This window comes from Janthinobacterium sp. 13, from assembly GCF_002749695.1.
Classification (GTDB): Bacteria; Pseudomonadota; Gammaproteobacteria; order Burkholderiales; family Burkholderiaceae_D; genus Janthinobacterium; species Janthinobacterium kumbetense.
The window spans coordinates 1,548,576-1,560,523 of the sequence record NZ_PEEQ01000001.1 but is presented as its reverse complement, the minus strand read 5'-3'; the positions used below and the strand labels follow the sequence as shown (position 1 = coordinate 1,560,523).

The following is an 11,948-nucleotide window of genomic DNA, read 5'->3' as shown; positions in this document are numbered from 1 at the left end:
GCGGCTATCCATAATTTTCCTGTTGCTGGCATCGCTTGCATTCTATAGTTACTGGGATGTCGCCTACCTGCCGCTGCTGCTGCTGTCAATCTGCTGCAACTTCAGCATTGGCCGAGTCGTCTCGAAACGTCAAGAGACGGGCCGCAAGCGCGAGGCAAAGCACTGGCTGTGGCTCGGACTCGCCTTCAATTTGTCGCTGCTGGTGTTTTTCAAGTATTTTGATTTTTTTATCAGCAATATTGCCACCCTGACGGGGGCGACATTCCAGCCGCTGGGGATTACCCTGCCGATCGGCATCTCGTTTTTCACCTTCACGCAAATCGCCTACCTGGTCGATTGCCACGCGGGCAAGGTCAAGGATTACCAGCCAGAAAGCTATGGTCTGTTCGTCACCTACTTTCCGCACCTGATCGCCGGTCCGATTCTGCATCACAAGGAGATGATGCCGCAGTTCGTGCAGGCCGAATCGCATGTCTTCAGCCGCGGGCGCCTGATCGTCGGCCTTGCATTCTTCACGATTGGCCTGTTCAAGAAAGTCATTTTGGCCGATGGCATCGCGCGCTACGTCGCACCCGTCTTCGACCTCCATCACGCCCATTTGAGCATGCTGGAGGCATGGGCCGGTGCGCTGGCCTATACGTTCCAGCTGTATTTCGACTTTTCGGCCTATTGCGACATGGCGTATGGCTTGTCCTATATGTTCGGCATTATCTTGCCGATTAACTTTCTCTCGCCATACAAGGCGACCTCCATCATCGATTTCTGGCGCCGCTGGCACATCACGCTGTCCAATTTCCTGCGCGATTATCTGTATATCCCCCTGGGCGGGAACCGCAAGGGCGGATTCTTGCGTTACCGCAACCTCCTGATCACGATGCTGCTGGGCGGACTGTGGCACGGCGCCAACTGGACCTTTGTGGTCTGGGGCTGCTTGCACGGCGCTTATCTGATCGTCAACCATGCTTTGCGCCATCTGCTGGGCCAGCGCAGCAACCTGGCGATACGGGCCGGCGGCGCACTGGCGACTTTTTTTGCCGTGGTGCTGGCCTGGGTGTTTTTTCGCGCCAGTTCCCTCGAGGTGGCGCTGGACGTGCTGCAAGCCATGGGCGGCGGCACGCTGACGCCCGCCATGCGGGAAAGCATGCTGGGCGTGAACCGCATCATGCAGCTGAGTTCCTGCCTGTGGTGGCTGGGCGTCTGCGCCGCCATCGTTTTCTTCCTGCCGAATGTGTATGAGCTGCTGGGGCGAGGCTTGCGCCTGTCGACGGAGCAGCGCCTGGACAGTGGCCGGGGCAGCGTCTTGCTGGGGGCCATGTTGATGCTTTGCCTGGTCTTGCTGGCAATTAGCGAGACGCGTGGCGTTTCTGAATTCTTGTACTTTAATTTCTGACAAATCATATGCGCTCCATATTTGCGATAGGCCTGGGTGTGCTGGTCACGGCACTGGCGTTGGAAGCGTTCCTGCAATGCATGCCGGTGGTGTCCGGATTGCGCATGGAGCAGAGCAGCGAGCAGCGCCCGTATGCCCGTTATCTGCCGCAGCAGGACTACGTGTATTCGCACGGCTGGGCCCTGGCGAATGCCCGGCATGGCCGCACGAATCGGCAGGGCTTTACCAATTCCCCCGATTTCAAGGATGGCGCGGCCGTGCTTGTCATCGGCGACAGCTTTATCGAAAGCCTGATGCTGGAATACCCGGAAACCCTGCAAGGCCGGCTGAGTCAAGCCCTGGGCGGCGGCGTGTATGCCGCCTCTGCCTCGGGCAACGGCTTTGCCGACGCGCTGGAAGTGTTCCGTCATACGCGTGCACAGCTGCATCCGCGCACGGTGGTGATGTTTGTCGAGCCGATGGACATGCAGGACATCCTGGCGCCGGCGCAGCGGGGCCATAGCATGTTTGTCAGCGAAGGGAACGATATCAGGATGGTGCATGTTCCCTATGTCGAGTCCAAGGCCAAGCGGCTGGTCGCCTATTCGGCCCTGGCCCGTTACATCTATTACAACTTGAAATTTCCTGACTGGTTGATGAGCCAGTTGCGCCGCAGTCCTCCTGCCGCGGCGCAGGCGCCGGCCGCCAGCGCACCTGATGCACGCCGCGCCGCCGCGCTCGAGTACTACATGACGCAATTGCGCGCGCTGGGCGGCGCTGGCGATACGCGCTTTATCTTCCTGGTCGACGCGGACCGGAACATGCTGTACGCGCCGCAGAAGGCGGTACCGAACTGGAAAGCGGGCGATCGCGCATTTTTCATCCAGACGGCCCTGCGACACGGCCATCAGGTGGTGGACATGCAGCCGGTATTCGCGCGCCATTGGGCGCAACAGCGCGAGCGCATGGATTTTCTGCCGATGGACGGCCACTGGAACCCGGTGGCGCACGATCTGGCGGCGCAGCAAATCCTGCCCTTGTTGCCTTCGGCATCGCCTGCGTTGCCGGCGCCATTGCGCCAGGTGGCAGGGCACTGAGGCGCCGGCCCCACGCACGTGCTGCCGGACTGTCAATGGCAGGAACTAGCCTGTATAATGCCGCTGCGCGTGTCGCCATCGTACAATGGATAGTACAAGGTCCTCCTAAGACTTAAATGCAGGTTCGATTCCTGCTGGCGACACCACGTTTCCACGCAACGCGCGTCGGCAGCCTGTGATCATCCAGGCGGTAATTACTGGTCGATGGCGATTGAAGTCCGAGTTATCGGTACAATGCGTGCTTCATTCATCCAATCGGCGGCTGTTTTGCACACCACGCGGTGTGCGCGAGACGGCGCCCGAGCACTCTTACTCATTATGGCTGTCATTTCTCTTTCATCGGCGCAACTTGCGTTCGGTCACGTCGCGCTGCTCGATCACGCGGAATTTTCACTGGAAACCTCGGAGCGGGTCGGCTTGATCGGCCGCAACGGCACGGGTAAATCGTCGCTGTTGAAGGTTATTTCGGGCAAGTTCAAGCTCGATGACGGCTTGTTGGTAATGCAACAAGGCATCAAGATCGCGTATGTGGAGCAGGAACCGCAATTCGACCCGGAAATGTCCGTGTTCGACGCCGTCGCGTCCGGCATGGGCGAATCGCAGGCGTGGCTGAAGGAATACGATGCGTTGACGGGCCAGTTTGGCCAGGGCAATGACGACGAACTGATGGAACGCATGCACGACATCCAGGTCAAACTCGATGCGGCCGATGCGTGGAGCTTGCCGAACAAGGTGGAAACCGTACTCGACCGTCTGAACTTGACGGGCGACATGGCCATGAAAACCCTGTCCGGCGGGATGCAGAAGCGCGTGGCCCTGGCGCGCGCGCTGGTGTCGGCGCCCGACGTGCTGCTGCTCGATGAGCCCACCAACCATCTGGACTTCAGTTCCATCCTGTGGCTGGAAGGCTTGTTGCGCGACTTCAAGGGCAGCGTGCTGTTCATTACCCATGACCGCTCCTTCCTCGACAACGTTGCCACGCGCATCATCGAGCTCGACCGCGGCCGTTTGCTGTCGTATCCGGGCAACTTCACGGCGTATCAAGTGCGCAAGGCGGAGCAGCTGGAAATCGAAGAAGTGGAAAACGCCAAGTTCGACAAGTTCCTGGCGCAGGAAGAAGTGTGGATACGCAAGGGTGTCAAGGCCCGCCGCGTGCGCGACGAAGGCCGCGTGCGCCGCCTGGAAGCGCTGCGCCTGACGCGCAATGCGCGCCGTGAACAGCAGGGACAAGTCAAGCTGGACGTCTCGGCCGGCGAACGCTCGGGCAAGATCGTGGCGGACCTGGAAAACGTCTCCAAGATTTACGGCGACAAGGTCATTGTCAAGGATTTCAGCGCCACCATCTTGCGCGGCGACAAGGTCGGCCTGATCGGCGCCAACGGCGCCGGCAAGACCACCCTGCTGAAGATGATCCTCGGCGAAGAGCAGTCGGACACGGGCACCATCCGCCTGGGTACCAAGCTGCAAGTGGCGTATTTCGACCAGATGCGCACGCAGCTGAACGAAGAGGCGAACCTGATGGAAACCATCGCGCCGGGCAGCGACTGGGTCGAGATCAACGGCCAGCGCCGCCACGTGATGACGTACCTGAACGACTTCCTGTTCGCGCCGGAACGCGCCCGTTCGCCCGTCAAGTCGCTGTCCGGCGGCGAGCGCAACCGTTTGCTGCTGGCGCGTCTGTTCGCCAAGCCGGCCAACGTGCTGGTGCTCGATGAACCGACCAATGACCTGGATATCGATACCCTGGAATTGCTGGAAGAGTTGCTGGAAGAATACACAGGCACCGTCTTCCTCGTCAGCCATGACCGTACCTTCCTCGACAACGTGGTCACGCAGGTGATCGTCGCCGAAGGCGAGGGCAAGTGGCGCGAATTCGTCGGCGGCTACACGGACTGGGAGCGCGTGCGCACCTTGCCGATCGCCACGGCGCCAGCCAGCAAGCCGGCCGTGAAGGTCGAGGCTGCCGCGCCGGCCGCCAAGCAGAAAAAGCTCAGCTACAAGGAACAGCGCGAGCTGGAAGAGTTGCCGAAACTGATCGCCAAGCTGGAAGACGAGCAATCGGTGCTGGCCGCCGAACTGTCGCATCCGGACTTCTACAAGAAGACGCCAGCCGAAGGCAAGCGCCTGAATGCGCGCGTGGCCGAGATCGAAGGCGAACTGCTGGAAGCGCTGGAAAAGTGGGAGCAGATCGAGGCGCGCGCGAATAGCTGATGCTTTTTTGCATACCCTGTTGTAATTAAGTCAGGATTATTTGCCACGGCAACGGTTCTGCTTGATATAATTATATAATTATATTTATTACATCGGGGGATGCATGTTTGTCATGAAAAACATGCGCGCCGGACCACCGCGTCCGGCGCGCAGCTCCTCCTCCGATGCGTGGCAGCATGTTTGACCGCGCCGCCTTGCCCCGGGTAGCGCCATTCCTGGCCTATCTCTCCTTCATTGCCATTGCCGACATGCTCGGCCGCCTGGGCGTTGCCGCGCAGGACTTGCGCTGGCTGTATGTCGTCAAGATCGGCGTCGTGCTGGGCTTGTTGTTGTACTGGCGCCGCAGTTACACGGAATTGCGGTGGACGCCGTTGGGCGCGCGTGCCATTCTCGGGGCGCTGGCAGGCGGTGTTGTTGTTTTTTTGCTGTGGATCAATCTCGACGCCAGCTGGATGAGCATCGGCAAGCCGGACGGTTTCGACCCTCGCACCGATGGCCGCATCGAGTGGAGCCTGGTGGTGCTGCGCATCGCCGGCGCGGCGCTGGTGGTGCCCGTGATGGAAGAGCTGTTCTGGCGCTCCTTCCTGCTGCGCTGGATCGACAAGCCGGACTTTTTGCGGGCCGATCCGCGCCTAGCCAGCGCCAAGGCCTTCGGCATCAGCGTGTTGCTGTTTGGCTTTGAGCATAATTTATGGCTGGCCGGCATGGTGGCCGGTGCGGTCTATAGTTTGTTGTACATGCGTAGCCAGTCCCTGTGGTCGCCCATCCTCGCGCACGGCGTGACGAACGGCGTGCTGGGCCTCTGGATTATTTCTGGTGGGCACTGGATTTACTGGTAGTATTGCCTATCAACTGTGTGATCTTTCAAAGACAAAATCCATGTTGAATTCCTTGCGTAAAAAAGCCGTTGCCGCCGCCTTCATGGCCAGCCCGCGTTTGCCGGTTGCTCTGTTACTCTTGGGCACCCTGGCCAGCGGCGCCGCCGTGGCCGATATCAGCGACACCATCAAGCCCTTCGTTGCCACGTCCTATTCGTACGACGACAACCTGATGCGCCTGCCGGACGATGTGCGGGGTTTTTCCGGCCCCCGTTCGGATACGTCGAGGATGCTGCAGGCGGGCTTCCTGTTCAACCGTCCCATCGGCCGCCAGATACTGACGGGCCAGGCCAAGTGGTCGAAGGTGAGCTTCAACCGCTTCAGCCAGTTCGACTACGACGGCAAGGATTACCTGGCCGACCTGGAATGGCACATCGCCAACCACCTGGAAGGCCATGTGGGCGCCAGTTATTCGCAGACCCTGACGCCGTTCAGCGACTTCCAGAGCTCGGTGCGCAATCTGCGCACGCAGCGCCGCGAGTACGTGAATGGCGCGTGGCGCTTCCACCCCAGCTGGCGCGTGCGCGGCGGCCTGTCGCGCGACCGCTACTCGTATGACTTGCCGTCGCAGGCGTTTTCCAACTGGGTGGAAGACGCGACGGAATTTGGCGTCGACTACCTGGCGCGCAGCAATAGCCGCGTCGGCGTGCAGCTGCGCCACCTGAATGGCAAGTATCCGAACCGCGGCGCGTTCGACGCCAGTGTGTACGGCAACGGCTATAGCCAGGACGAGATCAAGGCCAATGTTCTCTGGGATTTCAGCGATATCACGCAGATGGAATTCCTCGGTGGCTGGGTGCGCCACCGCAACAACTTGCTGTCCGGGCGCGATACCAGCGGCACGAATGGCCGGCTGAGCGTGTACTGGAAGCCGTTGGGCAAGGTCAATTTCACGGGCATCGTCTGGCGCGAATTCGGTTCCGTCGACAATTCGCTGGTGACGAGCAGCCTGAACACGGGCGCCAGCCTGGGCGCGACCTGGACGGCCACGTCGAAAGTGCGCGTGGATGCGCAGCTGCGCCAGGAACGGCGCGATTTCGAGGCCGTCAGCGGCCTGGTGCTGCCCGGCGACGGGCGCGACACCACGCGCACGGCCTCGCTGGGCGCGACGTATGCGCCGCACCGGAAAATCCAGCTTGGCGTGCGCGTGTTCCACGAGCGGCGCGAAGGCGTCGCCATCATCGATAGCGGCAGCTACCGGGCCAAGGGCATTTCCTTCAATGGCAGCGTACAGTTTTAAAGATCAACATGACTGTCAATGATATACCCCTGATTTCGTTTTTCCAGCGCGTTCTCGACCCGATCATCATCATGGGCTTGCTGTACCTGATGACGGTGTTGTCGGGTTCGACCTTCACCGGCTATACGCTGGTGCTGATGATACTGGCCGTCTTCATTTCATCGACGGTATACCAGCATGTCGACCCCTACCGTACCTGGCGCAGCGGCCGCATGCTGGCGTATGCGCGCGATATCCTCGTCGGCTGGACCATCGTCGCGCTGATTCTCACCTTCCTGGGCTCGGCCACGGGCCTGGCCTATCATTTCGATACCGAAGTGGTGCTGGCCTGGTTTGTCCTCACGCCCTTCGTGCTGCTGGCCGGGCACCTGGCCGGGCGCAGGTTCAGCCTGCGCCCGGACGGCGACAGCGAAGTGCGCTCGGTGGTCATCATCGGCGCCAACGACGCCAGCCTGAAGTTTGCCGCCACCGTCGAGCGCAATGCCAACCTGTTCATGCACGTGCACGGCTTTTTCGATGACCGCACGGACGACCGCTGGCCGGAAAAGATGCGCGAACCCATGCTGGGGCGCATGGATGATATCGCCTCCTACGTGCGCGAACACAACATCAAGATGATCTTCATCAGCCAGCCGATTTCGGCCCAGCCGCGCATCCGCAAGATGCTCGACGAGCTCGAAGATACGACGGCTTCCGTGTATTTCCTGCCGGATATTTATATCTTCGACCTGATGCAGGCGCGTTTCGACAACGTGGGCGGCATGCCCGTCATCGCCATCCGCGAATCGCCGTTCACGGGCTTTAACAGCATGGTCAAGCGGGGCAGCGATATCGTGCTGGGGCTGATGATCCAGATCCTGCTGCTGCCGGTGATGCTGGTCATCGCCATCGCCGTCAAGACCACTTCGAAAGGCCCCGTGATTTTCCGCCAGCGCCGCTATGGCCTGTATGGCGAGGAAATCGTCGTCTACAAGTTCCGCTCCATGACGGTGGGCGAAGATGGCGACACGGTGGTGCAGGCCACCAAGAACGACCAGCGCGTGACGCGCGTCGGCGCCTTCCTGCGCCGCAGTTCGCTCGACGAGCTGCCGCAATTCCTCAACGTCCTGCAGGGCCGCATGAGCATCGTCGGACCGCGCCCCCATGCCGTCGTGCACAACGAGCAGTACCGCAAGCTGATCAAGGGCTACATGCTGCGCCACAAGGTCAAGCCCGGCATTACGGGCTGGGCCCAGGTCAACGGTTTGCGGGGCGAGACGGAAACGCTCGACAAGATGGAGGCGCGCATCCATTTCGACCTCGATTACCTGCGCAACTGGTCGCTGTGGCTGGATCTGTGGATTATCGCGCGCACGGTCAAAGTGGTGCTGGCGCGCGAGAACGCCCATTGAGCGCCAGTATGCTGCCCTCAGGAAAAAATAGCGTTTGAATATACTTTGCACGGAGTCAATACGCGTTAAAATGGAGCATCTATAGAGCACCAGCGCATTACGCGACCACTCCGCGCTCACCTTGCCACGAGTCGTGCCGGCCATGCGCCATTACTTTCCTCTTGGAAAGGGTTCACGATGTGAGCAGTATCCGGCCTTGCCCCTGCCGGACGTGCGTCACCCTGACGGGAAGCCGTCCGGGACGGCACGCGCCAACTATCGATTTTAAAGTCGGTCTGAACCACGCAATACATAATTTTTTGCAATCAAGTAGACTGTGGAAATAGTTGTTTTTATATCTCATTAGTAGATTTTTAAGCAAATATTTTGCTTGTCGTCATGCATTATGTGTATTATGTTTACAATATTGTTAATTATTTGACGAATAACTATTTTTCGGGGCATCCGTGCAGTGCAGCCTGGCCATGGCCCGTTATACTGCGCCGGATTTTCCACCCCCGTCATACCTGTCATCCGAAGGAGCACGCTTGAATCATTTTATTCACTCCCGCCCCGCGCCACGTTTGTTGTGCGCCGCCCTGGTCCTGCTGGCCGCTGCTGGCCTGTCCGCTTGCGGCAACAAGGAAAAAAAGGCTGGCCAGGCGCTGGCCAGCGTGAACGGCGAAGAAATCACCGTCTTGCAGTTGAATGAAGAGTTGCAGCGCGCTGGCGTGCAGGCGCCGCAGCAGGCCGCGGCCAGCAAGCAGTTGCTCGAGTCGCTGATCGACCGCCAGTTGCTGCAGAACGAAGCGGCCAAGGAAAAGGTCGACCGCGATCCGAAAGTCATGCAGGCCATCGAGCGCGCCAAGGCGCTGATCGTTGCTCAGGCATACATGCAAAAGCGCATCGGCGCGGCTACCCGCCCGAGCAAGGCCGAAGTGGAAGAGTATTTCGCGAAAAATCCGCTGTTCTTCAGCCAGCGCAAGCAATTCGATCTGCGCGAGCTGGTCATCCCGACGGCGGCGCTGAACGATGAGCTCAAAGCCGTCATGGACCGCGCCAAGTCGCTGGAAGACGTGGCGCAATGGCTGGAGGAGCACAAGATCGCGTTCGGCCGCACCCAGGTGTCGCGCACCAGCGCCGACCTGGCGCCCGAACTGAGCAGCAAACTGCAATCGATGCCGAAGGGCCAGCTGTTCATCGTGCGCGAAGGCGAGCGCAGCCTGCTCATCGCGCTGGCCGATATCAAGGACAGCCCGGTGGGCCTGGACGCGGCGGCGCCGCAAATCGAGCAGTTCCTGGCCAACAAGAAGAACAAGGATGCGGCCGAAGCGGAACTGAAGCGTCTGCGCGCCAGCGCCAAGATCGAGTATTTCAACAAGGATGCAGCGGCTGCGGCCTCGGCTACGGCCAGCGCACCTGCGGCAGCGGCGCCGGCGAACAGCGCGCATGAAGCCAACGAGCGCGGCGTGGCGGGCTTGAAATAAGTGACTTATCGACAAGTAGTTAAACATCAGCAATCTACCAACGGGAATCTGTAATCATGAAACGACTCGCAAACTGGATGATGGCGGCCTTTCTGGCCCTCGCCGCAGGCATGGCCGGTGCAGCCGATGTCCCCCTTGGGGCTGGTGACGTGCTGAAAATCTCCGTCTACGGCAACCCGGACCTGGGCCTGGAGACGCGCGTGAGCGAAGCGGGGGAAATCACCTTCCCGCTGGTGGGCGCGGTGGCCGTCGGCGGCCTGTCCACGTCGGCAGCGGAAAAGAAACTGGGCGGCTTGCTCGAGAGCGGCGGCTTCCTGCGCAAGGCGCAAGTCAACATCATCGTCACCAGCCTGCAAAGCCAGCAGGCGTCCGTGCTGGGCCAGGTCAACCGTCCGGGCCGCTACCCGGTGGAAGGCAAGCGCAGCGTGATGGACATGCTGGCCATGGCCGGCGGCGTCAGTCCTGACGGCGCCGACCAGATCACCGTGATCCGCAAGCGCGGCGGCACTGCCACGCGCGACGTGGCCGACATTCTCGACATCGTGCGCAACGGCGACCTGAAGGGCGACATGGAAGTGGGCGGCAACGACATCATCTACGTGGAACGCGCGCCGCGCTTCTACATCTATGGCGAAGTCCAGCGTCCGGGCGCTTTCCGCCTGGAACGCAACATGACCGTGCTGCAAGCCCTGTCCGTGGGCGGTGGCCTGACCTTGCGCGGCACCGAACGGGGCGTGCGCGTCAAGCGCCGCAATGCGGAAGGCCAGATGGAAGTATTGTCGGTCAAGCATGACGACCTGCTGCGCGTCGACGATGTCGTGTATGTCCAGGAAAGCCTGTTCTAAGAGCAACTGGCTCCCTACCTTTTTGTATTGAAAGTTTCCAAATGAACCTCACCCAACTATTGCTGATCCTTCGGGCGCGCAAGAAGATTGTGCTGCTGACCTTGATGATCACCGTGGCGCTGGCGCTGGGCGTCAGCCTGGTGCTGCCGAAGACCTACAAGGCCACCAGCACCCTGCTGCTGAACTACAAGGGCGTCGATCCCCTGACGGGCATGACCATGCCGGGGCAATTGCTGCCTGGCTACATGGCAACCCAGGTCGATATTATCGGCAGCAAGAACGTGGCCTTGCGCGTCGTCGACCAGCTGGAACTGGCGCGCAGCCCCGCCGTGATCGCCCAGTTCAATGACGCGGCGCAAGGCAAGGGCACGGTGCGCGACTGGCTGGCCGACTTGCTGCTGAAGAAACTCGAAGTGATGCCGTCGCGCGAAAGCAGCGTGGTCGATGTCAGCTTCAAGGGCGCCGACCCGCAATTCGTCGCGGCCGTGTCGAACGCCTTTGCGGAACAGTATCAAAAGGTCAGCATCCAGCTGAAGGTCGACCCGATGCGCAAGGCGACGACGTACTTCGATGACCAGACCAAATTGCTGCGTGACAACGTTGAGCGCGCGCAAAGCCGCCTGTCGAAATACCAGCAGGACAATGGCATCGTCAGCGTCGACAACCGCCTCGATGTGGAATCGAACCGCTTGAACGACCTGTCGGCGCAACTCGTGCTGGCGCAGGGCCAGGCCATGGAAGCCAATTCGCGCCAGCGCATGGCGCAGGGCGGCAACCTGTCCGAATCGCCGGACGTCGCGTCGAATCCGCTGATCCAGAGCCTGAAGCTGGGCCTGGGCAATGCCGAGGGCAAGCTGGCCGAACTGGGCCAGCGCCTGGACCGCAATCACCCGCAATACCAGAGCGCCAAGGCGGAAGTGGACAAGCTGCGCCGCGACCTGGCCGAGCAGACGCGCGCCACCTCGCAAAGCGTGGGCAACAATGCGCAGATCCTGCAGCAGCGCGAAGGCGCGATCCGCGCCGCACTGGCGGCGCAAAAAGCCAAGGTGCTGGAACTGAACCGGACGCGCGATGAAATGGGCGTGCTGAGCAAGGATGTGGAAAGCGCCCAGCGCGCCTTCGACGTGACTTCGCAGCGCCTGTCGCAGACGCGCATCGAAGGCCAGGCGGAGCAGTCCGATATCGCCATGCTCAATCCGGCCACGGCGCCGATCGAGCCGGACAGCCCGAAGATTCTCCGCAACGTGCTGCTGTCGATCTTCCTCGGCCTCATGCTGGGCTGCGGCATCGCGCTGCTGGCCGAATTGCTGGACCGCCGTATCCGTTCCGACCAGGATCTGAGCGAAGTGCTGCAGATTCCCGTGTTCGGCGTGGTCGACTGGAAACCTAAACAGCGTCGCATGCGCGGCATGCTGCCGCGCCGTTTGCGCCTGAACTGAGATGGAACCTAT

9 protein-coding genes and 1 tRNA gene are annotated in these 11,948 nt (G+C 60.8%); all 10 read left to right on the top strand.

Annotated elements, in window-relative coordinates; all coding sequences use genetic code 11:
* Positions 1 to 22 precede the first annotated feature (22 nt).
* The 10 genes from CLU94_RS06805 to epsF all read left to right on the top strand — a co-directional run bounded on the left by CLU94_RS06805 (position 23) and on the right by epsF (position 11,936).
* Positions 23 to 1,390, top strand: a complete 1,368-nt coding sequence (locus tag CLU94_RS06805; protein WP_306558296.1) for an MBOAT family O-acyltransferase — start codon at positions 23 to 25, stop codon at positions 1,388 to 1,390.
* An 8-nt stretch (positions 1,391 to 1,398) separates the two neighbouring features.
* Positions 1,399 to 2,466: a hypothetical protein gene (locus CLU94_RS06800; RefSeq protein ID WP_099665084.1), complete on the top strand. Its 1,068-nt coding sequence runs from the start codon at positions 1,399 to 1,401 to the stop codon at positions 2,464 to 2,466.
* A gap of 71 nt (positions 2,467 to 2,537) precedes the next feature.
* Positions 2,538 to 2,612, top strand: a tRNA-Arg gene (locus CLU94_RS06795).
* Between the two features lie 172 nt (positions 2,613 to 2,784).
* Entirely contained in the window at positions 2,785 to 4,677 is a 1,893-nt protein-coding gene (locus CLU94_RS06790) for an ATP-binding cassette domain-containing protein (protein ID WP_077400945.1), read from the top strand.
* 176 nt (positions 4,678 to 4,853) lie between these two features.
* Complete coding sequence (locus tag CLU94_RS06785; protein WP_180278607.1) at positions 4,854 to 5,516, top strand: CAAX prenyl protease-related protein; 663 nt, start codon at positions 4,854 to 4,856, stop codon at positions 5,514 to 5,516.
* Between the two features lie 40 nt (positions 5,517 to 5,556).
* On the top strand, positions 5,557 to 6,795 hold the full coding sequence (gene epsL, locus CLU94_RS06780; protein ID WP_099665082.1) for an XrtB/PEP-CTERM-associated polysaccharide biosynthesis outer membrane protein EpsL: 1,239 nt from the start codon (positions 5,557 to 5,559) through the stop codon (positions 6,793 to 6,795).
* Between the two features lie 8 nt (positions 6,796 to 6,803).
* Positions 6,804 to 8,186: an undecaprenyl-phosphate glucose phosphotransferase gene (locus CLU94_RS06775; RefSeq protein WP_099665081.1), complete on the top strand. Its 1,383-nt coding sequence runs from the start codon at positions 6,804 to 6,806 to the stop codon at positions 8,184 to 8,186.
* 527 nt (positions 8,187 to 8,713) lie between these two features.
* A complete protein-coding gene (locus tag CLU94_RS06770; RefSeq protein ID WP_257218705.1) occupies positions 8,714 to 9,652 on the top strand; it encodes an EpsD family peptidyl-prolyl cis-trans isomerase in 939 nt (312 codons plus the stop codon).
* Between the two features lie 56 nt (positions 9,653 to 9,708).
* Positions 9,709 to 10,497: a polysaccharide export protein EpsE gene (epsE, locus tag CLU94_RS06765; RefSeq protein WP_077400957.1), complete on the top strand. Its 789-nt coding sequence runs from the start codon at positions 9,709 to 9,711 to the stop codon at positions 10,495 to 10,497.
* A 41-nt stretch (positions 10,498 to 10,538) separates the two neighbouring features.
* Complete coding sequence (gene epsF / locus CLU94_RS06760) at positions 10,539 to 11,936, top strand: chain length determinant protein EpsF (protein ID WP_077400960.1); 1,398 nt, start codon at positions 10,539 to 10,541, stop codon at positions 11,934 to 11,936.
* Positions 11,937 to 11,948 lie beyond the last annotated feature (12 nt).

What these genes read in the sequence shown, in the direction of transcription:
- CLU94_RS06790 (WP_077400945.1), top strand. Translation starts at nt 2,785, where the DNA reads ATGGCTGTCATTTCTCTTTCATCGGCGCAACTTGCGTTCGGTCACGTC.
- epsE (WP_077400957.1), top strand. Translation starts at nt 9,709, where the DNA reads ATGAAACGACTCGCAAACTGGATGATGGCGGCCTTTCTGGCCCTCGCC.
- CLU94_RS06775 (WP_099665081.1), top strand. Translation starts at nt 6,804, where the DNA reads ATGACTGTCAATGATATACCCCTGATTTCGTTTTTCCAGCGCGTTCTC.
- CLU94_RS06800 (WP_099665084.1), top strand. Translation starts at nt 1,399, where the DNA reads ATGCGCTCCATATTTGCGATAGGCCTGGGTGTGCTGGTCACGGCACTG.
- CLU94_RS06785 (WP_180278607.1), top strand. Translation starts at nt 4,854, where the DNA reads ATGTTTGACCGCGCCGCCTTGCCCCGGGTAGCGCCATTCCTGGCCTAT.
- epsF (WP_077400960.1), top strand. Translation starts at nt 10,539, where the DNA reads ATGAACCTCACCCAACTATTGCTGATCCTTCGGGCGCGCAAGAAGATT.
- epsL (WP_099665082.1), top strand. Translation starts at nt 5,557, where the DNA reads ATGTTGAATTCCTTGCGTAAAAAAGCCGTTGCCGCCGCCTTCATGGCC.